This window comes from Rothia sp. L_38 (assembly GCF_050689125.1).
GTDB lineage: Bacteria > Actinomycetota > Actinomycetes > Actinomycetales > Micrococcaceae > Rothia.
The window spans coordinates 181,046-203,817 of the sequence record NZ_JBOEQD010000001.1 but is presented as its reverse complement, the minus strand read 5'-3'; the positions used below and the strand labels follow the sequence as shown (position 1 = coordinate 203,817).

The following is a 22,772-nucleotide window of genomic DNA, read 5'->3' as shown; positions in this document are numbered from 1 at the left end:
GTTTTGCTTTACTCTGACAGTCGGGCAGCGGCACGGGAAATGTCGTCATCTGAGCCGGTCAGGGCGATGCGCACATAGCCCTCACCTGCGGTTCCGTAGAAAACGCCGGGGCCAATCACGATACCCTTGTCTGCAAAGCGCTGGACGGTAGCCCAGGTATCCTCCCCCGCTGTAGCCCACAGGTAGAGCCCGGCCTCGGAGTGCTCGACGGTCAGGCCAAAGCGTTCCAGGGCGGGCAGTAGGGTTTCGCGGCGGGCCCGGTAGAGGTCTTTCTGGGCCTCAACGTGAGCGTCATCTGAGAGCGCTGCGGTCATGGCGACCTGTACGGGAGCGGGCACAATCATGCCCGCGTGCTTACGGGAGTTGACCAGGTTGGCCATAATCGCGGCGTCTCCCGCGATAAAAGCGCCGCGGTAGCCAGCGAAGTTGGACTGCTTAGAAAGAGAGTAAGCTGCCAGCACCAGGTCCTGGCTTTCGCCACAGACACGGGGATCCAGGACGGAGGGCACAGACTTACCACCGCGAGCAGAGTCCCATTCTCCCCAGCCCAGTTCTGCGTAGCACTCGTCGGAGGCAACCACGGCACCCAGGGCACGGGCGTCCTCCACTATCTTTTTCAGCTCATCCACATCGCGCACGATGCCGGTGGGGTTGGCCGGCGAGTTAATCCATACCAGGCGGACGCGGGCACGGGTCGCCTCATCGAGCTCATCCAGGGAATCAGCTGCCACGGGGGTCGCGCCGGCGAGCTGGGCACCGATGTCGTAGGTGGGGTAGGCAACGGTGGGGCGGACGACCACGTCCCCCTCCCCCAGGCCCAGCAGGAAGGGAAGCCAGGCGACAAGCTCCTTCGAGCCGATAGTGGGCATGACCTGGTCGGTAGACAGCCCGGGCACGCCGCGGCGGCGGTCGAACCAGTCAACGATAGCCTGACGCAGGGTGAGGGTACCGTGGGTCGTGGGGTAGCCGTGGGCGTCGGTCGCACCAGCTAGAGCATCTCTGATCACAGCAGGAGTCGGGTCAACGGGAGTTCCAATGGAGAGGTTGATCAGCCCATCAGGGTGGGCTTCAGCGGTAGCCCGGTAGGGGGCCATGGTGTCCCAGGGGTAGTCGGGCAGGTCGAGGCCAAATTCGCGCATGGTCTGCTTTCTCTTGTGAATATGTTCAGGTGCGGTGGGGACGCGGCGCGCCGTAAGCCAGCTGGCTCGGGGCTGGCGTGAATCGCTCCGAGCGCCCCAGCGCTCGCGGCGAGAGGGTCGCTGGCCAAGGCGCGCCGCTGCCCCAACCCTAGGTAGTTGCATGAAGCACCACGTTTATTTCTAGTGTAGGTGCTCATAAAAAAGTCAGCACAAGCATCTCAAACTTGCTTGTGCTGACTGATGTTTGTTTAGTCCTGGTTCTGCGGGGGCAGGGCCGCAATCATGGGGGCGTCCTTAGCGATGACACCCAGGCGGGCTGCGCCACCGGGTGAGCCAAGATCGTCGAAAAAGTCGGCGTTAGCGGCGGTATAATCTTCCCATTCTTCGGGGACGTCGTCTTCGTAGTAGATAGCTTCTACGGGGCAAACCGGCTCACAAGCACCGCAGTCGACGCATTCGTCGGGGTGAATGTAGAGGGAGCGTTCGCCTTCGTAGATGCAGTCGACAGGGCATTCTTCGACGCAGGCGCGATCTTTTACGTCGACGCAGGGCTGGGCGATGATGTAGGTCATGGGTGCCTTTCTGGTGGTGACGCACCGGTGCGTGGTGTGTTGGGTAACTGTGCTCTAGTGTATCTGGTCACCGGTGTGGGGGCAGATTTTTGTGATGGATGAGATTGCCTGTTGAGCCGGGTTAAGTTTTATTGCGGCGGTATTTAGTGGCGCTCATAATTCCCAGGGTTGAGGCAACAAGGGATCCGAGAGCCCAGATAGTTCCAGCGGTGCCAATCGGGTTGATGGGGTTGATATAGACCAGCATTGAGGTACCTTTGGCGAATGCAAAGATGCCGATGAGGATAAAGGCCGTGGCACCGAGCAGGGCTGCTGCCCAGTTCTTTTCGGTGTGAATGGCAACCCAGGTTGAAGCGAAGTACACGGTCAGGATGCCCAGGGCAGCACCCCAGGGTACCCAGAGCGCACTAGTGGGGTACCAGATATGGGCGTGGTACATGGTGCCGGCAAAACCTGCAATCAGCCCGAGGGCGATTGCGGAAATGGCTGAGTTGATAGGGCCGGGCGCTTCAACGCTTTCTTCCGGAGACACGTCGGCGGGGGTTCCCGACTGGGCTGTGCCCCAGAGCAGGCGGTAGGTTTCGGTAGGGTTGATGGGCTGGGAGACCCCGTTTGAGTACTCGAAGGTGGTCTCGCTGGTGATAGTAATTTGGGTAGCGTGGGCCCGCATGGCCTCACGCTTATGATCGATACTGCCCATAATGACAGCCTGCTGCCGGGTATCTTGACGATTGGGGTCGCCTTCGATGCCCCATAGAGCGATGGGAGCCGAGGGGGTTCCCTCTAGGGAGCGGACGGCCGCCAAGGTAGCTTCGTAGGTTCGTTTGTGGTCGGGGTGCCCGTAGCCGCCGTCCGCGTCGTAGGTGACGACGACGTCCGGCCTAATTTCACGGATAGCGCTGGCGATGGCGTCTGCCTGGGACTTGAGGGGCAGACGCGTAAGGCAGTCATCGGCTGCGGCGGGGTTAGCGATAGCGCGTCCGTCCGACCCCCACGTCATACCCGAATCACGGTAGCTGGTGCGCTCGCCGGGCAGGTAACTCGCCCCCTCGCCCAGATAGAGGTGGTGGCGGATGCCGAGGGCTTTGAGGGAGGCTTTGAGTTCCCCGGTGCGGTACTCACCCAGGGCATGGCCTCTGTCAGTGTTAGCGGGGTGGGTTGCTTCGAGATGACGCAGGGCAGGGTCGATGACTTCACCCATTTCGCCACGGGTCATGGTGAGCAGGTGTACGGTAACGCCGGCATCGGTAAGAGCGCCGATGGTGGCACCGGTCGATGAGGCTTCGTCGTCGGGGTGGGCGTGGACGAAGAGGACGGTGGCGTCTTTGGGTTTGAGGCCGTCGGGTATCAGGCTGAAGGTGGCGCTGTCGGTGATGACTTCACCGGCGACCGGGTAGTGGGGCTGGGCGTCGAGTTCCATGGTGGCGGTTTTCTGCTGGGTGCTGTTTGGTTCCTAGCAATTTTAGCTTTAGTTACTGGGCTCTAGCTGGGTTTGCTGTTTTAACGATGTGCTTTGGTCATCTCGCTCTTATCCCTGTGGTTATCAGTAGGGCCGTGGCCCGCTCCCCTGTTCAGGAGAACGGGCCACGGCCCTGAGAGCGTCTATCCCTTTGTAACCTTAGGCGCGGGCGCGGCGGCGTGCTTCGCGCACACGCTCGTTGGAGTCAAGGATAACCTTGCGAATGCGGATCGCTTCGGGGGTGACTTCCACGCACTCGTCCTCGCGAGCCCATTCCAGGGACTCTTCGAGGGTGAGCTTCTTGGGGGGAGTCATGTTTTCGAAGTTATCTGCTGAAGCTGAGCGCATGTTGGTCAGCTTCTTTTCGCGGGTGATGTTAACTTCCATGTCGTCAGCGCGTGAGTTCTCGCCGATGATCATGCCCTCGTAGACCTCTGAGGTGGGTTCGACGAAGATGGTGCCACGTTCCTGCAGGCCGATGATGGCGTAGGGGGTGACGACGCCGGCGCGGTCAGAAATCATGGAGCCGTTGGAGCGGTAGTCGATGTCGCCTGCCCAGGGCTCGTAGCCGGTGGAGTAGGACGATGAGATACCGGCACCGCGGGTCTCGGTGAGGAACTTGGTACGGAAGCCAATCAGACCGCGGGCGGGCACAGCGAATTCCATGCGGACCCAACCGGTGCCGTTGTTGGCCATGTTTTCCATGCGGCCCTTACGAGCTGCCATGAGCTGGGTAACGGCACCCAGGAATTCTTCGGGCACGTCGATAATCATGTGCTCCATGGGCTCATGGACCTTGCCGTCGATGGTCTTAGTAACAACCTGGGGCTTGCCCACGGTCAGTTCGAAGCCTTCGCGGCGCATCTGCTCAACCAGAATTGCCAGGGCAAGTTCGCCACGGCCCTGAACCTCCCAGGCGTCGGGACGCTCGGTGGGCAGAACCTTGAGGGAGACGTTACCGATCAGTTCCTTGTCGAGGCGATCCTTGACCTGGCGGGCGGTGACCTTGGCGCCCTTGACCTTACCGGCCAGCGGTGAGGTGTTGATACCGATGGTGACGGAGATTGCGGGGTCGTCGACCTTAATCAGGGGCAGAGGCTTGGGGTTTTCGGGGTCGGTGAGGGTTTCACCGATGGTGATGTCTTCGATACCTGCAACCGCGACGATTTCGCCGGGGCCAGCAGACTCAGCGGGAACACGCTCCAGGGCCTTGGTGGCCAGCAGTTCGGAGATACGGACGTTCTTGGTTTCGCCATCCTGACGTACCCAGGCAACGGTCTGGCCCTTCTTGAGGGTGCCGTTGAAGATACGCAGTAGGGCCAGACGGCCCAGGAAGGGGGATGAGTCCAGGTTGGTGACGTGGGCCTGGAGCACCTCGTTGGGGTCGTAGGTGGGGGCCGGAACGTGCTCGAGAATAGTCTCGAAGAGGGGTTCAAGGTCGTCGTTATCGGGCAGAGCGCCGTCAGCGGGCTGGTTCAGTGAGGCAGCGCCGGCCTTACCGGATGCGTAAACAACGGGAACATTCAGCAGAGCATCAACGTCCAGGTCGGGTACCTCATCAGCCAGGTCGCTGGCCAGGCCCAGGAGCAGATCCATAGATTCGCCGACAACTTCGTCGATACGGGCGTCGGGGCGATCGACCTTGTTAACAACCAGGATAACGGGAAGCTTAGCGGCCAGGGCCTTACGCAGCACGAAGCGGGTCTGGGGCAGGGGGCCTTCTGAGGCGTCCACCAGCAGCACAACGCCGTCAACCATGGACAGGCCGCGCTCAACCTCGCCACCAAAGTCGGCGTGGCCGGGGGTGTCGATGACGTTAATGGTGATTTCTTCGCCCTTGGCTGCGGGGCCAGAGTAGAACACGGTGGTGTTCTTAGCCAAAATGGTGATGCCCTTTTCCTTTTCAAGGTCACCGGAGTCCATGACGCGGTCTTCCACGTCGGCGTGGGAGGAAAAGGCGTTGGTCTGCTTGAGCATCGCATCAACGATGGTGGTCTTGCCGTGGTCAACGTGAGCCACGATTGCCACGTTGCGAAGGTCGCTCCGTGAAGCGGTGTTCTGAGTTTCAGACATGCGGAAAGTATCTCGCTTACATGTTGGGGATAAGGACGCCGGTGCGCGGCTTACCTGCCGAATTTTCGGCACCAGCGCAGAGGGCTTTCGGTTTGATTATACCGGCGGCACCTAAACTAGCCGCTATCTTCTGGAACACATTAGAAAATAAGGGGCTTATTCAAAAGGGCGGTGTAGCAGGCTCGCAGCGAAGCTGCTGGCTCGGCGGCTGGCGTGAATCGCGTTGTGAGCGAAGCGAACCATGCGAGAGGGTCGGCAGCGAGCGCGAGCCTGCGAAACCGTTCTGAATAAGCCCCTATCTATTTCCTATTTATTCCAAGGTGTCTGCTTTACATCCTGGGGTTTGACTACCGGAATAGATCCGGTCACCGCACGAATCTGTTCGATTGCGGCGGTATTTGCGTCGACCTGGAGAGCTACCTCGTCAACAGCCTTTTCTACAGCCTCTTCGACCTTAGCTTCAACCGCCTTGTCCACGGCTTCTTCCAGGGCGGCTTCAAGCTGGCCGTCCAGGTGTTCGTCAAGGTGCTCCCCCACAGCTGCGGTGACGCGCTCTTCGACGCCTTCGGCAACCAGCTCGTTGACGCGGTCGTCGATCTGCTCAGCCAGGGAGGCCTCAATCTCATGGCGAGCATTGCGACGCTGGGCGCGGACGAAAAGACGGTGCTCAACGCTCAGGGCCTTGTAGAGGGAGATACACATCAGCACGATCACTACCGAGAAAGGCAGGGCCGTCAGAATTGCGACGGTTTGAATCGCTGACAGCGATTCGCTACCACCGATGACAACCAGGGAGATCGCGGTTGCACCTGCAACCAGTACCCAGAAAACGCGGATCCAGGTTTTGGGTTCAGGTGACCCGTTAGTGGAGAGCATACCGAGCACCAGGGCGCCGGAGTCTGCCGAGGTCACGAAGAAGACGGTAATCAGCAGTACCGCACCGGCAGTCAGAATGACGCCACCGGGCAGATTGTGGAACATCTGGAAGAGGGCATTCTCTGCAGAGACGCTACCGTCTTCGCCCACCAAGCTGGTGCCGGTTCCGAAAAGTTCCTGGTGCAGGGCGGTGCCGCCGAGTACAGAGAACCAGAAGAAGGAGGTCAGAGCGGGTACCAGCAGCACACCGATGACGAACTCGCGCACGGAACGGCCCTTAGAGACGCGGGCGATGAACATGCCGACGAAGGGCGACCAGGAGATCCACCAGCCCCAGTAGAAGGTGGTCCAGGCAGCCTGGAACTGTTCACCGTCAACGCCGTAGAGGGCCAGGGTCTCGAAGGTCATGGCAACGACGTTTTGCAGGTAGTTGCCGATGGACCCGATGAAGTTACGGAAGAGGAAGAGAGTGGGGCCTACCACCAGCACAAAAAGGCAGACGATAGCAGCCAGAACGAGGTTGCCGTTGGAGAGCCACTTCATGCCCTTTTCCAGGCCGGTGACCACGGAGAAGAGGGTGATACCCATGAGCACCACGATGATGCCCACCAGCCAGCCGTTGCCCTGGGCCGGAATGTTCATGTAGCCCAGGCCCGCAGCAATCTGCATAACACCGAGGCCAAGAGAGGTCGCTACGCCGAAGAGGGTGCCAACCAGGGCGACAACGTCGATGACGTCGCCTGCTCCACCTTTTACGCGGTCGCCCAGCAAGGGTTTGAGGGAGTAGCGGATGGAGAGGGGCAGCTTGAGGCGGTGGGTTGCATAGGCAATAGCAAGGCCCACGATGACGTAGATAGCCCAGGGGTGCAGGCCCCAGTGCAGGAAGGCCTGGCTCATCGCTGCCTGGGCAATCTCTTCCTTGGTGCCGTCACCCACGCCGGGGCGGGGGTCAACGTAGTGCATAAGGGGTTCGGTTGCCCCGTAGAAGACCAGGCCGATGCCCATACCGGCAGCGAAGAGGAAGGCGAACCAGGTGGTGAAGGGGTAGGCGGGCTCGTCATCGTCGTCGCCTAGTTTGACGTCACCCATGCGGGAGAAGCCCAGGTAGAGGGCAAAGATAACGAAGAAAGCAACGATGGCGACGTAGTACCAGCCGAAGTAGTTAATGACGTCGGCCTGCAGGGCATCGAAGATTTCTTTGGTGCGGTGGGGGAAGGCCAGGGTAATGCCGATGAAGGCGGCCATGATGACGGCTGCGGGAATAAAGACCTTGGGGGCCAGGGAACCTTCACGCATGTTTTCCTTGGCGGCCGCGTCGATATCCCCCTTCCGCAGGTCGGGGCCCGTGCCGGGCGGAGTTTGCTGGGTAGTAGCCATGAAAGTGTCCTTTATATCTTCTTACGTTTCGACCTAGTTGACATGCAAAAGCACCTCACGAGCTGCCGTCCGCGTCCACGCTCAGTCAAGGGGCGCGGGGCCGCGCAGCGTGGTTCGGGAAGGGGCTAGAGATGCCTGTTCCACCCTAATAATAACACCACTGATAATAAGTAGGCATTCTCTTGGGAGGGCTAATGCCGACAAAACCACAAAAAACCACACCTGCCAGCGGGGTCAAAAACTACCAAACCAACATAAAATAGAGGCAAGAACACCCAAATCGACAGGAAGGTAGAGCACACATGTCTCTCCCCGCCATCACCGACCCCGTCCAGACCAAGGCCTGGGCAGCCCTGACCGAGCACCAGCAGAAGACCACCGCCGACCTGCGCGCCTGGTTCGAAGCAGACCCCGCCCGCGCCGAAAAGCTGAGCTTCACCGCCGCCGACCTCTACGTTGACCTCTCCAAGAACCTCATCACCGAAGAGACCCTGGCCCTGCTGACCCAGCTGGCCGAAGAGATCAACCTCGAAGAGCGCCGCGACGCCATGTTCGCCGGTGAGCGCATCAACGTCACCGAAGACCGCGCCGTCCTGCACACCGCCCTGCGCCGCCCCAAGGGCGCAACCCCCGCTCTCGTGGTTGATGGCCAGGACGTCGATACCGACGTCCACGAGGTCCTCGCCAAGATTTACGACTTTGCCGACCGCGTCCGCTCCGGCGAGTGGGTAGGCATTACCGGCAAGCGCATCGAAACCGTTGTCAACATCGGCATCGGCGGCTCAGACCTGGGCCCCGTCATGGTCTACGAGGCCCTGAAGCCCTACGCCCAGCCCGGCCTGACCGCCCGATTCATCTCCAACATCGACCCCACCGACGCCGCCGAAACTGTCAAGGACCTAGACCCCGAGACCACCCTCTTCATCGTCGCCTCCAAGACCTTCGGCACCCTCGAAACCCTCACCAACGCCCGCGTCTGCCGCGAGTGGCTGCTCACCTCCCTGCGCGAGGCCGGCGCCCTGGATGGCAAGGACGAAAAGGACGCCGTCGCCGCCCACTTCGTCGCCGTCTCCACCGCCCTGGATAAGGTCGAGGCCTTCGGCATTGACCCCGAGAACGCTTTCGGATTCTGGAACTGGGTAGGCGGACGCTACTCCGTCGACTCTGCCATCGGCACCCCCCTGGCTATTGTGCTCGGCCCCGAGGTCTTCGAGCAGTTCCTGGCCGGCTTCCACGCCATGGACGAGCACTTCCGCACCGCGCCCCTGGCCGAAAACGTTCCCGCTCTCATGGGCCTGCTGAACATCTGGAACGTCAACTTCCTGGGCGCCGAAACCCACGCCGTCCTCCCCTACGACCAGTACCTGCACCGCTTCCCCGCCTACCTGCAGCAGCTGACCATGGAATCCAACGGCAAGTCCGTGCGCGCCGACGGCAAGCCCGTCACCACCGCCACCGGTGAAGTCTTCTGGGGTGAGCCCGGCACCAACGGCCAGCACGCCTTCTACCAGCTCATCCACCAGGGCACCCGCCTAATTCCCGCCGACTTCATCGCCTTCGCCAACCCGGTTCACGCAACCCGCGACGGCGAGCAGGATGTCCACGAGCTCTTCCTGGCTAACTTATTCGCCCAGACCAAGGCCCTGGCCTTCGGCAAGACCGCCGACGAGGTTCGCGCTGAAGGCACCGCCGAAGAAATCGTTCCTGCCCGCGTCTTCTCAGGCAACCGCCCCACCACCTCCATCATGGCCTCCCAGCTGACCCCCTCCGTCCTGGGCCAGCTCATTTCCCTCTACGAACACATCACCTTTGTTCAGGGCATTGTCTGGGGCATCGACTCCTTTGACCAGTGGGGTGTCGAACTCGGCAAGCAGCTCGCCCTACAGCTGGCTCCCGCTGTGGGCGGTGACCGCGAGGTTCTTGCTCAGCAGGATTCCTCAACCCAGGGCCTGATTGGCTACTACCTGAATCAGCGTAAGTAAGCCTGAACTGATGCATAGGGCTCTGTGGGCATATCACCTGCCCGCGACCCTCTCACATCTCGCCCCAGGGGGCTCGCTGCGATTCACGCCAGCCGCCGAGCCAGCGGGCAGGTGATATGCCCACTTTCGCCCCGGTACGCAGAACCCCGGTAACTTCGTGAGTTACCGGGGTTCTGCGTTAAAGCTGGGTGAGCGTGGTGAGTACGGCCTGCTCTATGATTCCGATGACCTGGGCCTCAGGCAGGGTAGGTAGGTTTCCACCTTCCACTCCCCCGGCGTCCGCGCTTGCTGTGACAGGCGGACGCTCGGGCGCGGCGTCCGCTCCTCCACCAGCTTCTACATGTGTGAGGGGAATGTGAATGAAGCCCGCCGGTATTGCCCCTTTGGTTGCATGCATGAGCTCGTAAAAAACGTGGTTGCACACAAAGGTTCCGGCGGTGTACGACAGTTCCACGGGCAGCTGCTGAGAGCTAAGCTCTTCAAAAATTGCTCGGGTAGGCAGGGTAGAGAAGTAGGCATCGGGGCCGTCACCGCGGATGGGTTGGTCGATAAGCTGAGCACCTGCATTATCTGGAATACGAGCAGAGTCGAGGTTGATGGCAACTCGTTCCAGGCTGACCTTATCGCGGCCAGCCGCAACACCAAGACTTATAGCTAGCTCAGGTTTGATGCGTTCTAAGAGCTCACCCAGCGCCCGGCTTGATTCGGCGAACTCCACCGGCAGTTCGTGAACCTCAACAGTGAGATGCGGAGCCGAGATCGCCAGGGCTTCCTGTGCCCCAAATGCTACCGCCTGGCTAGGGTTGAGGGGTACCCCTTCGAAGGGGCCGAAATAGGTCAGCAGAAGGGTAGTCATCGTCGACTCCTGCGGTTTAGGTATTCTTGAGGGTATGTCTGAGCACAAGCCTACCCGCTATACCCACAACGAAGAACCCCTGGAAGATACCCCCGAAGCCCTCAACCTCGATGGGTTCGACGATGAAGAGCACCCGGACGAGCTTCGCGCCCCGGCCGTAGCCCAGCAGGTGGGATTTGCAGGGGCAGTGCGCCTTTTTTACCGTCACTACTGGAATAGCAAGGGCCAGGCATCAGCCAGTGAATTCTGGTGGGCATTGGCCTATCTATTGATGGGCACTGTTATCTATTTTGGGGTTACCATTTGGCTTAATTACCTCACCCTGAGCGAAAATGCCTCATCTCTTTTGCGCACTTTATTTATGTTGCTTGTTATAACAAACCCTCTATGGGTTGTTGTCAATATCGGCCCAACTTTATCCCTCATAAAACGCAGGCACCACGCACTTTAACCGGTTTAAAATCGATTCAGCTCCTTGCGCGCCTACTACACCGCAGCACAACAACTAACCCATTTTGTCAAAGACAAAACCACATTTGCCTATATTCAGCTTCAAAAATGAAATTTTTATGAAATCTTTAGTCATAGTCCCTAGTCAGAAGATCTTGCCCCCATATCAGTGAAGACACACACCTCAATTAAGTTAGAGTTATACAGGGTTTATCAGCAGTTTGCCGGTCGACCCCAAGAGGAATCCCCCTATACTTCCTCATAATACTGGCCCGTAGTGCCGGACATCCACACACCTAGAAAGGTTTAACACTATGACTTCCTTCCATAAGCCCTCAAAGAAGGTCACTGGTACCGCCGCCGTACTTTCACTCGGTATGGCTTCTTTCGTGGGATCACCTGCTTTTGCTGCCGAGACCTCCGAGTGGGTTGATCTCCCCACCGTCACCAATGAAGGTTCTGCCTGGGTCTCCCCCGTCACCGGCGACGCGAATGGCTCAGCTTGGGTCGATGAGAATCTCAACCCCCTGGTCACCGCCAAGGGTGAAGGCGTCACCCACGAACTCCCCGAGGGTCACATCGGTATCAACGGCCCCGGTGTCACCCACGAACTGCCCGAAGGCCACATCGGCATCAACGGCGAGGGTGTAACCCACGAACTCCCTGAGGGTCACATCGGTATCAACGGCCCCGGTGTCACCCACGAGGTTCCTTTCCTCCCCGTTGATGGCTCCACCTGGGTTGACGAAAACCTCGATCCCCTGGTTACCGCCAAGGGTGAAGGCGTCACCCACGAACTCCCTGAGGGTCACATCGGTATCAACGGCCCCGGTGTCACCCACGAACTGCCTTTCCTCCCCGTTGATGGCTCCACCTGGGTTGACGAAAACCTCGACCCCCTGGTCACCGCCAAGGGTGAAGGCGTCACCCACGAACTCCCTGAGGGCCACATTGGCATCAATGGTGACGGCGTCACCCACGAACTGCCCGAGGGCCACATTGGCATCAACGGCCCCGGTGTAACCCATGAACTGCCCGAGCTGCTCATCACTGCTAAGGGCGAGGGCGTGACCCATGAGGTTCCCGAGGGCCACATTGGCATCAACGGTGAGGGCGTCACCCATGAGCTGCCTGAGCTCATCATCACTGCTAAGGGCGAGGGTGTCACCCACGAACTGCCCGAGCTGCTCATCACTGCTAAGGGCGAGGGCGTGACCCATGAGGTTCCCGAGGGCCACATTGGCATCAATGGTGATGGCGTTACCCACGAACTGCCCGAGGGCCATATCGGCATCAATGGTGATGGCGTCACCCACGAACTGCCTGAGCTCATCATCGCCAAGGGCGAGGGCGTCACTCACGAGCTCCCCGAAGGTGTGCTAACCGCTAAGGGTGAAAGCGTCAAGGCTGAAGAGAAGCCGACTCTTGACCCCGCAACCGTAGTCACCACCTCAACCGAGACCAAGGCCGACGCCAAGACCGAGGCAGCCAAGTCTGAAACCAAGACTGAGGCTGCAAAGACCGAGGCAGCCAAGAAGCCTGAGCTGGCCAAGACCGGTGCAGCCGATGCAGCAGTCTTGGCTCTGGGTGGTCTGGGTATTCTGGGTCTGGGTGCCGGTGCTGTTCGTGCAGCCCGCCGCGCCTAAGCTAGACCAGATTTGGCTCTAGCTCAAGATTCACCGTCAGGTTAGAGCTAAAACTATGAGCTAAAGGGCGCCTACCCCCTTATGGGGTAGGCGCCCTTTCACTATTCAGCCACCGGGGCAGGCAGAGAGTTTATCCCAGGATCTCAGGGGTCTTAAACTCTTGGCCCAGGAGGTGCTGGTCGAGCCAGGCTGTAAAGACCTGGTACCAGAGGCGGGAGTTGCCGGGCTTCAGGATCCAGTGCCCTTCATCGGGGAAGTAGAGGTACTTGTGGCCCAGCTCCGGGGAGTGGCGCTGTAGGTCAGCCCAGAGGTGGTGGGCCTGGCCGATGGGCACACGGTAGTCCTTATCGCCGTGAATCACCAGCATAGGAGCCGCGATATCGGCGGCACGATGACGCGGCGAGATGCTATCACCCTCTCCCCCGAACTCGACCTTCCATTCGTGCCAGGACCCGTTATCTGAGAGGTAGTACATAGTGTTGTAATCCCAGATAGAGGCATGGGTGACGTAGCACTTGAAGCGGGTGCCTGCGCGTCCTGCCACCCAGTTAGTCATGAAGCCGCCGTAGGAGCCACCGGAGAAGGCCACGTTGTCGCCCTGAATATCGTCACGAGCCGATACTTCTTCGACCACCTGCATAATGTCGGTGTAGGGGGTGCCGCCCAGGTCGTCGCCGCCGCGGTCGAGCATGTGCTGGCCGTAGCCGGTAGAAATTGCGGGGTCGGGCATGAGCACAGCGTAGCCGGCTTCGGTGAAGGCCCAGGGGTTCCAGCGGTAGGTCCAGGAGTTCCATGATCCCCAGGGGCCGCCGTGTGCAAAAACTAGCAGGGGCAGGGGGCCGTCCGTATCCTTTTCGGGCAGGGCGAGGAAGGAGGTGAACTCGGTGCCGTCGGCCGCGGTGGAGCTCAGACGCTCGAAGCGGCCCGGGGCGCGCAGCTCTTCGACTGGCGAAGCCAGGCGGGTGACGTCGCCGGTTTCGATATCGATGCGGACGGGGTAGGCCGAGTGCTGGTGGGCATCGCGCAGGGCGATGAGGGCCCCTTCGTTGTAGGCCAGGGCTGAGAAGTGGCTGGCGCCGTCCTCGACCAGTACGCGGGTAGCACCGTCGATGCTGCCGGTGAAGATGGCGGTAGCTCCCAGGTGGTCGGTGACGAAGGCGTAGCGGGTGCTATCAATCCATACGATGTCGCCAGCCCAGCGGTCGATGTCGCGGGAGAGCTCGGTCAGCTGGCCGGTCTCAAAACTGTAGTGGCTGGCGTTAACCTTGATGGACTGGCCGGGCAGCCAACGGCGTACCTCGGTGATAGCCAGGCCGCTGCCGTCCGGGGTGAAGGCACCTGCTGAGTAGTCGTGGGTTTCGGTTGCTTCGGCCAGCAGCTGGGGTTCTTTCTCGCCGTTGAGGTCAAGCAGCCAGGTGCTGTAGCGCTGGTGGATGCCGCGGGCCTTGGTATGCAGGGTGATAGCGGCGCGGTCGCCGGTGGGGCAGACTTCGAAGCCGGCGAGTTCTGCGCGGTCGCCGGGTAGGGCGATGCGGCGGGGTTCGCCGTCCCCGTCCTTGACGTAGAGGGCGCGGACGCCGGTGCCCAGGTCGTGGTCCCAGAAGCGGGTGGGGAATTCGGTGTAGAGCACGCCGGAGGTGGCGGTTTTCTCGCGTTCGTCGAGGGTCTTGGCTTGCTCTTCGAGGCTGCCCCGGTGGGCTTTGGCGCTGTAGATGTAGCGGGTGGTTTCACCGCGCTGGCGTACTGCGAGGGCGTCTACGCCGCCGGGGTGGGTGAAGATGAGTTCGGGTTCACCGTGCTCAGGTAGGCGGTAGACGCCTTTGAGGCTCTTGGAGTCGGCTTCGTCGACGTCCTTGCCCAGGGTCAGGTAGATGTGCCCCTCATCGGTGATGGTAAGGACGGAGGCGCCCGACTCGGGTGCCGTCAGCGGGTAGGGTTTGCCCTCCTGCCCTGTGGGAAGGGCCCAGAGGCGGGGGCGCCACTTTGCGCCGTCCTTATTGAGGGTGTTGACGGTGAGCACGGGCGCGCCGGTGCGACCCGCAGCCAGCCCGACCATGCGGGGGTGTTCGATGAGCTGCTTGAGGTAGGCAGCGTTTTTCTGCTGGTTGTTTTCGCTAGTTGTGGTGTCAGTCATAGACTCTACGGTATCACCAGCACCTGTTGAGGTGATAGCGCATTACCCTCCCCTTCTTAACATTGCTCCTAGCTGACAGGCAAACGAGCAAAAGTTCCGTCGTCCATACCTGCACCAAGGTAGGCATCTAGAATCTGCTCTGCGTGGTGCGGGGCAAGAACCCGAATAATGGCCAGAAGGTCTTCCCTTGTATTCAGGGGTTGCTCTACTGCCGCCGTCAAAATAGGGGCTTCTGCCGCGGCTGCCGCCCCAAAAATAATGTGCGGTGCGCCGTGGATACGGTCACGGCAAATACCCAAAGCGGTGTTAAGTGCAAAGAGGTTGCGGCCTTTGATCGCGGCACGAGCGCAGACCGCCTGATAGCTAAAGCGGCTCTGAAATTCCACCTGCATGTACAGGGTATCTACCAGGTTTTGAAGTTCAGCGACTTTTGCCTCTAGGTCTCGATACTGGGCCACGCTAACCGGGGCGTCCGCGTCCTCAAAATCATCGCCGGTGAGCAGCGGGAAAATATGCTGAGTATTCAGCGGAGCCTGGTTGCTGTGGTCATCGCGCGCAGGGTCGGGGTGAACCCACCGGATTTCCTCAATCTCAGCGCTGGGCGCAGCCTGGTCCAAATCAGCGACGCCCCCAGCGGTTACCAAAAGATAAACATGGGCGCGGACGGTTCGCCCCGCCTCGTTGAGGGCAGCCGCCTGGTAGGTGCCCAGGTTCATCAAGGAATAGCTGTCGAGCACAAGGCCCAGTTCTTCGGTAGCTTCACGGCGGGCGGTTTCTTCGGCGGTTTCACCCGGCTCAGGCTTACCACCGGGAAGCATAAACCCTGTGGTGCCGCGTTTGCGAACGGTGAGAACCTCACCCAAGGAATTACGAATGACAAGTGCAGAAACAACAATCGGGGCTGAAGTAGCGGTACTCATATCAGTAACCCTATCTCAGTAGTCGAGTCATCTTGTCACACAGGCTCTCTTATTTAGTGAGCGCAGGCACATCGTTGTATTCTTGGAAATGAAACTGCCCACAAGCGACAAGGGAGACGCCCTTCATGGCAAAGATTATCTACACCCATACCGATGAGGCTCCGCTGCTGGCGACCTACTCCTTCCTGCCCATTCTTGAGGCTTACGCTTCAACCGCCGGTGTTGAGGTAGAAACCCGCGATATTTCACTTTCGGGCCGTATTCTGGCTCAGTTCAGCGATATTCTCCCTGCAGAGCAGCAGGTAGCGGACGCCCTGACCGAGCTGGGCGAGCTGGCTAAGACCCCCGAAGCTAACATCATCAAGCTGCCTAACATCTCGGCGTCCGTACCCCAGCTCAAGGCCGCTATTGCTGAGCTGCAGGAAAAGGGCTTCGCTATCCCCGATTACCCCGATGAGGTTGTGACCGAGCAGGATAAGGACGTCCGCGCCCGCTACGACCGTGTCAAGGGCTCAGCCGTGAACCCGGTTCTGCGCGAGGGCAACTCAGACCGCCGCGCTCCCCTGTCTGTTAAGAACTACGCCCGCAAGAACCCCCACTCCATGGGTTCCTGGTCAGCAGATTCCAAGACCAATGTTGCAACCATGGGTCACGACGACTTCTTCTCCAATGAGAAGTCCGTGATTATTGAGGCTGACGATACCCTGAAGATCCAGCACGTCGGTACCGACGGCACCGTGACCGTCCTGAAGGAATCTGTGCCCGTGCTGGCTGGCGAAATCGTCGACGGCACCTACATGAACGTGGCTGAACTCGATAAGTTCCTGGCTGAGCAGGTTGCCCGCGCCAAGGCTGAGGGTGTGCTCTTCTCCGTGCATCTGAAGGCCACCATGATGAAGGTTTCTGACCCCATCCTCTTCGGCCGCGTCGTGCGCGCCTACTTCTCCGAGCTTTTTGAGACCTACGGTGAGCAGCTGGATGCTGCCGGCCTGAACGGTAACAACGGCCTAGCCGCTATCATTTCCGGTATTGATACCCTGCCCGAGGATATCCGTGAGGACGTCCGCGAGCTCATCCACAAGGGTCTGCAGGAAGGCCCCGAGTTGGCCTACGTCAACTCTGACAAGGGCATCACCAACCTGCACGTTCCTTCGGACGTCATTGTGGACGCTTCCATGCCCGCTATGATCCGCACCTCCGGTCAGATGTGGGGCGAGTCAGGCCAGCAGGCTGACACCCTGGCCGTCCTCCCCGATTCCTCCTACGCTGGCGTCTACCAGACCGTCATCGAGGACTGCCGTGCCAACGGCGCCTACGACCCCACCACCATGGGTACCGTGCCTAACGTGGGTCTGATGGCGCAGAAGGCTGAGGAGTACGGTTCACACGACAAGACCTTCCAGCTTAAGGCAGACGGCAAGGTTCAGGTAGTGAACTCTGCAGGGGATGTGCTCATTGAACACGAGGTTTCTGCCGGTGACATCTGGCGCGCTTGCCAGACCAAGGACATCCCTGTTCAGGACTGGATCAAGCTGGCCGTCACCCGCGCCCGCGACTCCCAGACTCCCGCTGTCTTCTGGCTCGATAAGAACCGTGCCCACGACGCAAACCTGATTGCCAAGGTCGAGAAGTACCTGCCCGAGCACGATACTGAGGGCCTTGATATCCGTATTCTGGCTCCTGCCGAGGCAACCCAGTTCTCCATCGACCGTATCCGCAAGGGTGAGGACACCATCTCCGTGACCGGCAACGTGCTGCGTGACTACCTGACCGATCTCTTCCCCATCCTGGAACTGGGCACCTCAGCCAAGATGCTGTCCATTGTTCCGCTGATTAACGGTGGTGGTCTCTTTGAGACCGGTGCCGGCGGTTCCGCCCCCAAGCACGTTCAGCAGGTTCTGGAAGAGAACCACCTGCGCTGGGACTCCCTGGGTGAGTTCCTGGCCCTGGCTGCCTCCTTTGAGCACCTGGCCAAGACCACCGGTAATGCTTCTGCCCAGGTTCTGGCTGACACCCTGGATAAGGCAACCGGTACTTTCTTGAACGAGAACAAGTCACCTTCCCGCCGTGTGGGCGAGATTGATAACCGCGGTTCTCACTTCTACCTGGCTAAGTTCTGGGCTGAGGAGCTGGCTGCTCAGGGTGAGGACGCCGATTTGGCGGCTAAGTTTGCCCCGGTGGCTAAGGCTCTGGCTACGAACGAGGAGAAGATTGTGGTTGAGCTGCTAGAGACCCAGGGCTCCCCCGCCGACCTCGGCGGCTACTACAAGCCCGAGGACGCCAAGGCATCAGCGGTGATGCGCCCCAGCACCACCCTGAATGACGTGGTGGATGGGTTGAAAAAATAAATAAGTTTCTAATTTGATGTTGCCCAGCGCTTAGAACATTGGGCAACATCTTTTTCTGCCAAGGAACGGTCTTATTAAACGATGGAAGAACTAATAGAAAAATATGAAAAAAGATCATACTCAACATATAAATCACGCCTCGAAGCCTACGAAAGACTTAAACGACAAAATATTTGCTGGAATATAGCTCTAATATCCTCGTCATTTACAACAATCGCCGTTTCCATAGCCATTCTCAATAAATCAAACATAAATCAAATCAGTACACTACTAATAATAATATCTATACTCAATCTTGTTTGCAGCTTAATAGTTCCAACCATGAAGTTCCCCAAAAGAATAGAAGATATGAGAAATTCATATCTAGAAGCACAAATTTCTTCTCAGAATTTTGAATACCTCAGACTGTTGCAGCAAGAGCCTAATTTAACAAATAAAAAGCTGTGTGAAGAAATAGAAAAATATCAAAGAAATCTTCTAAATGCAGAAAACCATGCAAAACGTGATTATAAAAATAGCAAAGAATCTAAAATACCAATTTTCATAAGGAGTATTTTCTGCTGGCTCCTAGACTCCTACCCCATTACTTTGTTCATCATCACTATTGCGGCTTCAATAGCGCTACTGGTATGATATTAAACGGCACCTAGTTGGTGTTGCGAGACCAGCTATATGCGAGTTAACTATTGCTACAAACTTGCAATAAGTAGCAATCGCCACAGCTTGATTTAGTTGTAGCTCATTTTTTTTGACACTTGCGTGAGCTGGGATCACGGGAGGTGGGCGCCTGATCAGCTCACCCACCTCCCACCTTTCATATTTGACCTGAAAGTTTGACAATGCCTGAATCGCTTGAGGAATCCTTAGATAGATATATTTCCAAAGTTGCTCAGAGAAGAGCAACGAGGCAAGAATCTAGGAGAATAAAATTTGAATATAATAAAAACAAAATTTCTCAGATGACGTACCAGGACCCTCTTTCCTTAGATTTTCACCAACCAGCTTATTGGGAAAGTAATATATATAACCCATCGATTGCCCTGAAAAACAAAAAATTCCTTGCACAAAAAATATCAGAAAATATTACAAACAACTCATACAAGCCACACCCCCCTGAAAAAATACCCATAAAAAAGAGCGGCGGCTCGAGAGAGATTTCAATTTTTGGAATTGTAGATGAGGCAGTATCGCTCCTTTTTTTTTAAAAACCTTTTGAGAAAGAACCTCCCCTACTTCAGCAATAGATCGTATGCTTATCGAAACGATAGATCCACATACGATGCTATAAAATATATCACAGAGGAGTTTTCTACAAAAAGTAGAATTTATATCGCAGAGTACGATTTCTCAAAATATTTTGATTCCATCGACCATGAATACATTTTAAACATACTATACAGCGGAAAATACCATGTTACAGAGACAGAAATAAATTTGATAAAATCATTTCTGTCTATAATGCCAAGTGACAAGGGAATTCCTCAAGGCACTGCGATAAGCCTGTTTCTTGCAAATATTGCACTATCTGAGCTAGATAGAGAGTTTGAAAGAATTGGAATATCTTTCGTAAGATTCTCTGATGATGTATTGATTTGGACTGAATCGTACTCTGATCTTAATTCTGCGATTCAAAATATTTTTATGTGGTCTGTAAACAGTCGCGTGAATCTAAATCCAAATAAAAGTTTTGGTGTCAGGATATTAACAAAAATCAGTGATTTAAAATCAGAATTTACCTCAACTGATCACATTGAGTTTCTTAGTCACCAAATTTCGCTCGGAGATACCCGCATTTCAAAAAAATCTGTTCAAAATATCAAAAATAAAATATTAAGGATAATAAATTTCCATCTACTTGACCAAATAAGCACCCCAACCAAATTACAACAATATAAATTCAACAATAGAGTAGATTTATCACCAAGTGAACCAAAAGATAAAGATTATATTTCGCTGATTTGGGCGTTACGTAAGATGTTCTACGGGTCTGTTCCACCAGCAAAAGTTCGAAGATTTGATAAGACAGGTAAAGTCTATGAAAGCAACCTTACAGGATTTATTGCCTACTATGCCGCCTGTACGGATAGTACACAAGTTCGTGAGCTAGATGAATGGGTACGACTGTCAATTTTAATTGCCCTTAAAAAAAGAAGTAAAATTTTAATGAATTACTATAATCTACCTAAAGATAAAGTTCCTAAGATTTGGAACGTAAAGGGAGTTAGTGAATTAAATAAAACAATGATAATCCACTCAAATAAGAGCAGTCAGCCAGTGGACATCACAATCCCCAGTATGGAAACATATTTCAACCTTACAAGGAAGTCAGTTACAAACTTTGGAAGCTCCGTTCTCTGTCTAGAAAATGAGTTAAGAATAACTATTAATAAATACTGAACAGTGAAAATCGTACTCTTAAGGTGTTTAGGAGTAGTCACCATTTTGATAGGCACCTATTCATCTATTTTAATTGAGATAAATAAAATTTTGAAATTTGTGAATTAAATTGAAATTTAATCATTATTTCTTAAATGCATCTGACAGAAAATTATTTTTATCAAATTCTATTTTGAGAAACAGATAAAGGTTTCATACAAAAATGAAGCTTTTGGCAAAGGCTTCTGCTGTACTCATCCAGGTAACAGGGGGGCAGAACGACTCATGAACCACATGCACGCCATTAATAGCTATCTGGTCCTCATGTAAACACAAACCGGCCATCAGCGGCTGTTAAAAAGGGTCTTTCGGCCACACCAGCAAATGGTCTTAAGCTATTCCAGGGTATAGGTAATCCCCAACAGTCGGGCAGAGCCAGGGAAAGCCCACGTCCTAAAGCCCATACGAATGCCGTAGCATATTACCGGACGTTCTTCTTTTCCACCCCAGCGCTCTTCAAGTAATACAGATAAAGCTTGGGCAATTGCGACCAAAAGATTATATCCGCAATATAGACTAATAAAATACGAATGTAACGACTAGTGAAATTGTATTAAATAAGGACTAATCTGCAATATCCAAAACTAAATCAGCAATATCACGAAGGCGGTTTCCCTGAATAAGAATATTCAGCATGCTCTCTGCCTCATCATTACCAGCGGACACCACTGCTTTCTGTAACTCAGGTAAAGCAAAATGATACACGATATCGATATCACCTGTGCCCAACGCTAGAGAAGCTAGCCGAGAAGGAGTCGGTTCTCCAGTTACCACCACAATATGCGGAGTGCGGCCCTTACGATTACGGATTATATTAAGGGCCTCAGAACGGGCATTCTGGGCCCGGTCACTACGCAAAGTCCACTTACAACTAATAATTGCCTCAACAAATCTTGCTTCATTATTGATAAGACGGCGAGGCGTCAGTCTCGCAACTGAACCATCAACGCGAGAAGCGTTACCATTGAAGTACGCATCAGGCTGGGGTGCCCGAGTCATAATCACATCAGGGCTAATATCATATGAATTCCCCAAAACCGTAGACAAGGTGGGGTCTGATTCCACAGCACCCGCAAGCTGCTTCAAATGCAAGTAAGGCACAAACTCTGCCAGATAAAAGCCATGCCCACGCTTCACCACATGCTCAATGGCTGTGCCCGGTGGTACCAAATGGTTAAACTCAGCCAATGCTTTACTCAGAAACCGAGTTGTTGCAGCTTCAAAGGCATGCCCAGCTGTTTGACCGGCTAGCTTTTCGCCACCAGGAGTCACTCCAAGTTGTTCAGCAATAGACAAAGCAATAGCTTTGCTCGTCTTCTGTGAGCTGTCAGCATTCGAAGCCACCCCACTCGCAGTTACAGCCAAGACACCTAGGTCAATGAGCTCTTGATGGTACTCCTGTCGAAGTTTATGCAGCGACGCTACCATTCTTCACCTCAATATTCTGGTTCAAGAGATTTGCGATTTCAGAGCCAATCGCGTATGAAACCGGAGGAGGAAAAGCATTCCCCACCTGGCGGTATGCAGCGGTCTTCCGACCAGTAATCTGCCACTCATCAGGGAACCCTTGAATACGCGCGGCCATACGCACAGTCAATCTGGGCATATCAGCGAATCCTGGCTCCGGGGCGTCCTCAGCAATCGATTTCCCGTTCACTCCCATATCAGCCCAAGCCTGCTTCGCACGTGTCGGCCCCAAATCGGGCCCACCGTGTTTCTTGGATCCCCCCACCAGAGTAGGCGCAATCTTCTGCGCTCCCTGAGCCCAGGCGTCCGCGCCCTCCCAGCCCTTAGAAGCCATCAAGTCCACAAGGGTATCCCCTACCGTGGGGGCATCATCAGGGCGTTGCTCAGGCCAGACAAAACAACCATCTAAATCTTTATGAGTAGCAACCAAAATGCTGCGGGGACGTAGCTGGGGTACACCGTAATCAGAAGAGTTAATCAGCCGCCAATCGACGATATAGCCGAGTTCGCCCATAGCCTTGATAATTTCATTTCGATAATCAGCAAAACGCTTTGACAGCAGGCCCTTAACGTTCTCAAGCATGACAGCTTTAGGCTCAAGAGTCTCAATAATTTCAAGGGCTCGGGGAAAAAGGTCACGCTCGTCGTCAGCACCCAGCTGTTTTCCAGCCACGCTAAAAGGAGGACACGGGACACCACCTGCAAAGAGATCAACGCCTTTATAGGGGGAAGGATCCCAGTCATTGAGATCAGCCTCAACTACATTCCACTCTGGGCGGTTAGCTCGAAGAGTATTGCAGGCGTCTGGGTCAATCTCAACGGCTGCTAGATGCTCAAACCCAGCCATTTCAAGGCCAAGCGCCTGGCCACCAGCACCGGCGCAAATCTCAACTGAAGTCAGCATGCGTGCGTCTCCCCATCAACTCATCACAATTTTCGAATATATATTCGAATTTATTAACTACTATACATGTGCTCACGAGAGCTGGGAACCCTCTCTGCCAACTCTATTAGTCTATGACGTTCACGAGCTAAAT

Annotated in this window: 17 protein-coding genes; 7 read left to right on the top strand and 10 right to left on the bottom strand. The window is 56.1% G+C overall.

Annotation, left to right across the window (positions count from 1 at the left end; translation table 11 throughout):
• Positions 1-8 precede the first annotated feature (8 nt).
• From dapC to ACRCJM_RS00885, 5 genes are all read right to left on the bottom strand, one after another.
• Positions 9-1,139 (bottom strand): succinyldiaminopimelate transaminase, encoded by a 1,131-nt coding sequence (gene dapC / locus ACRCJM_RS00905; RefSeq protein ID WP_431463436.1) that lies wholly within the window; start codon positions 1,137-1,139, stop codon positions 9-11.
• A 248-nt stretch (positions 1,140-1,387) separates the two neighbouring features.
• Positions 1,388-1,711, bottom strand: coding sequence for a ferredoxin (fdxA, locus tag ACRCJM_RS00900; RefSeq protein ID WP_135013646.1), 324 nt, complete (start codon positions 1,709-1,711; stop codon positions 1,388-1,390).
• Positions 1,712-1,832: 121 nt separating this feature from the next.
• Positions 1,833-3,131 (bottom strand): PIG-L family deacetylase, encoded by a 1,299-nt coding sequence (locus tag ACRCJM_RS00895; protein ID WP_431463435.1) that lies wholly within the window; start codon positions 3,129-3,131, stop codon positions 1,833-1,835.
• A gap of 198 nt (positions 3,132-3,329) precedes the next feature.
• The gene (gene typA, locus ACRCJM_RS00890; RefSeq protein WP_237187463.1) at positions 3,330-5,243 is read right to left on the bottom strand and encodes a translational GTPase TypA; all 1,914 of its coding nucleotides are present in this window, start codon (positions 5,241-5,243) and stop codon (positions 3,330-3,332) included.
• Positions 5,244-5,549: 306 nt separating this feature from the next.
• Entirely contained in the window at positions 5,550-7,496 is a 1,947-nt protein-coding gene (locus ACRCJM_RS00885) for a BCCT family transporter (protein WP_431463434.1), read from the bottom strand.
• A 302-nt stretch (positions 7,497-7,798) separates the two neighbouring features.
• Here ACRCJM_RS00885 and pgi point away from each other — a divergent pair, with 302 nt between their 5' ends.
• Positions 7,799-9,478 (top strand): glucose-6-phosphate isomerase, encoded by a 1,680-nt coding sequence (gene pgi, locus ACRCJM_RS00880; protein WP_431463433.1) that lies wholly within the window; start codon positions 7,799-7,801, stop codon positions 9,476-9,478.
• Between the two features lie 178 nt (positions 9,479-9,656).
• Here the strand turns inward: pgi and ACRCJM_RS00875 are convergent, their stop codons facing one another.
• Positions 9,657-10,334 carry a pyroglutamyl-peptidase I gene (locus ACRCJM_RS00875; protein WP_431463432.1) on the bottom strand — a complete coding sequence of 226 codons (678 nt, stop codon included), beginning with the start codon at positions 10,332-10,334 and terminating at the stop codon, positions 9,657-9,659.
• A 34-nt stretch (positions 10,335-10,368) separates the two neighbouring features.
• Between ACRCJM_RS00875 and ACRCJM_RS00870 the strand changes: the two genes are divergently transcribed.
• Both ACRCJM_RS00870 and ACRCJM_RS00865 read left to right on the top strand, forming a co-directional pair.
• The gene (locus tag ACRCJM_RS00870) at positions 10,369-10,785 is read left to right on the top strand and encodes a DUF805 domain-containing protein (protein WP_431463431.1); all 417 of its coding nucleotides are present in this window, start codon (positions 10,369-10,371) and stop codon (positions 10,783-10,785) included.
• A gap of 313 nt (positions 10,786-11,098) precedes the next feature.
• A complete protein-coding gene (locus ACRCJM_RS00865) occupies positions 11,099-12,430 on the top strand; it encodes a hypothetical protein (protein ID WP_431463430.1) in 1,332 nt (443 codons plus the stop codon).
• A 130-nt stretch (positions 12,431-12,560) separates the two neighbouring features.
• On the opposite strand, the gene ACRCJM_RS00860 is transcribed toward ACRCJM_RS00865, so the two are convergent.
• Positions 12,561-14,564: a prolyl oligopeptidase family serine peptidase gene (locus tag ACRCJM_RS00860; RefSeq protein ID WP_431463429.1), complete on the bottom strand. Its 2,004-nt coding sequence runs from the start codon at positions 14,562-14,564 to the stop codon at positions 12,561-12,563.
• Between the two features lie 68 nt (positions 14,565-14,632).
• Positions 14,633-15,484, bottom strand: a complete 852-nt coding sequence (locus ACRCJM_RS00855) for an NUDIX hydrolase (RefSeq protein WP_431463428.1) — start codon at positions 15,482-15,484, stop codon at positions 14,633-14,635.
• A gap of 125 nt (positions 15,485-15,609) precedes the next feature.
• Here ACRCJM_RS00855 and ACRCJM_RS00850 point away from each other — a divergent pair, with 125 nt between their 5' ends.
• The 4 genes from ACRCJM_RS00850 to ACRCJM_RS00835 all read left to right on the top strand — a co-directional run bounded on the left by ACRCJM_RS00850 (position 15,610) and on the right by ACRCJM_RS00835 (position 20,229).
• On the top strand, positions 15,610-17,832 hold the full coding sequence (locus ACRCJM_RS00850; RefSeq protein ID WP_431463427.1) for an NADP-dependent isocitrate dehydrogenase: 2,223 nt from the start codon (positions 15,610-15,612) through the stop codon (positions 17,830-17,832).
• Positions 17,833-17,913: 81 nt separating this feature from the next.
• The gene (locus ACRCJM_RS00845) at positions 17,914-18,465 is read left to right on the top strand and encodes an SLATT domain-containing protein (protein ID WP_431463426.1); all 552 of its coding nucleotides are present in this window, start codon (positions 17,914-17,916) and stop codon (positions 18,463-18,465) included.
• 206 nt (positions 18,466-18,671) lie between these two features.
• Entirely contained in the window at positions 18,672-19,037 is a 366-nt protein-coding gene (locus ACRCJM_RS00840) for a hypothetical protein (RefSeq protein ID WP_431463425.1), read from the top strand.
• Positions 19,009-20,229 carry a reverse transcriptase domain-containing protein gene (locus ACRCJM_RS00835; RefSeq protein ID WP_431463424.1) on the top strand — a complete coding sequence of 407 codons (1,221 nt, stop codon included), beginning with the start codon at positions 19,009-19,011 and terminating at the stop codon, positions 20,227-20,229. Before ACRCJM_RS00840 ends, ACRCJM_RS00835 begins: the two co-directional genes overlap by 29 nt.
• A gap of 603 nt (positions 20,230-20,832) precedes the next feature.
• On the opposite strand, the gene ACRCJM_RS00830 is transcribed toward ACRCJM_RS00835, so the two are convergent.
• Positions 20,833-21,696 (bottom strand): NgoMIV family type II restriction endonuclease, encoded by an 864-nt coding sequence (locus ACRCJM_RS00830; RefSeq protein ID WP_431463423.1) that lies wholly within the window; start codon positions 21,694-21,696, stop codon positions 20,833-20,835.
• Entirely contained in the window at positions 21,677-22,639 is a 963-nt protein-coding gene (locus ACRCJM_RS00825) for a DNA cytosine methyltransferase (protein WP_431463422.1), read from the bottom strand. The genes ACRCJM_RS00830 and ACRCJM_RS00825 overlap by 20 nt, the downstream gene beginning before the upstream one ends.
• Positions 22,640-22,772: the final 133 nt, after the last annotated feature.

Coding starts and splice junctions, on each gene's coding strand:
- dapC (WP_431463436.1), bottom strand. CDS start 1,139: ATGCGCGAATTTGGCCTCGACCTGCCCGACTACCCCTGGGACACCATG.
- fdxA (WP_135013646.1), bottom strand. CDS start 1,711: ATGACCTACATCATCGCCCAGCCCTGCGTCGACGTAAAAGATCGCGCC.
- ACRCJM_RS00895 (WP_431463435.1), bottom strand. CDS start 3,131: ATGGAACTCGACGCCCAGCCCCACTACCCGGTCGCCGGTGAAGTCATC.
- typA (WP_237187463.1), bottom strand. CDS start 5,243: ATGTCTGAAACTCAGAACACCGCTTCACGGAGCGACCTTCGCAACGTG.
- ACRCJM_RS00885 (WP_431463434.1), bottom strand. CDS start 7,496: ATGGCTACTACCCAGCAAACTCCGCCCGGCACGGGCCCCGACCTGCGG.
- pgi (WP_431463433.1), top strand. CDS start 7,799: ATGTCTCTCCCCGCCATCACCGACCCCGTCCAGACCAAGGCCTGGGCA.
- ACRCJM_RS00875 (WP_431463432.1), bottom strand. CDS start 10,334: ATGACTACCCTTCTGCTGACCTATTTCGGCCCCTTCGAAGGGGTACCC.
- ACRCJM_RS00870 (WP_431463431.1), top strand. CDS start 10,369: ATGTCTGAGCACAAGCCTACCCGCTATACCCACAACGAAGAACCCCTG.
- ACRCJM_RS00865 (WP_431463430.1), top strand. CDS start 11,099: ATGACTTCCTTCCATAAGCCCTCAAAGAAGGTCACTGGTACCGCCGCC.
- ACRCJM_RS00860 (WP_431463429.1), bottom strand. CDS start 14,564: ATGACTGACACCACAACTAGCGAAAACAACCAGCAGAAAAACGCTGCC.
- ACRCJM_RS00855 (WP_431463428.1), bottom strand. CDS start 15,484: ATGAGTACCGCTACTTCAGCCCCGATTGTTGTTTCTGCACTTGTCATT.
- ACRCJM_RS00850 (WP_431463427.1), top strand. CDS start 15,610: ATGGCAAAGATTATCTACACCCATACCGATGAGGCTCCGCTGCTGGCG.
- ACRCJM_RS00845 (WP_431463426.1), top strand. CDS start 17,914: ATGGAAGAACTAATAGAAAAATATGAAAAAAGATCATACTCAACATAT.
- ACRCJM_RS00840 (WP_431463425.1), top strand. CDS start 18,672: ATGCCTGAATCGCTTGAGGAATCCTTAGATAGATATATTTCCAAAGTT.
- ACRCJM_RS00835 (WP_431463424.1), top strand. CDS start 19,009: ATGAGGCAGTATCGCTCCTTTTTTTTTAAAAACCTTTTGAGAAAGAAC.
- ACRCJM_RS00830 (WP_431463423.1), bottom strand. CDS start 21,696: ATGGTAGCGTCGCTGCATAAACTTCGACAGGAGTACCATCAAGAGCTC.
- ACRCJM_RS00825 (WP_431463422.1), bottom strand. CDS start 22,639: ATGCTGACTTCAGTTGAGATTTGCGCCGGTGCTGGTGGCCAGGCGCTT.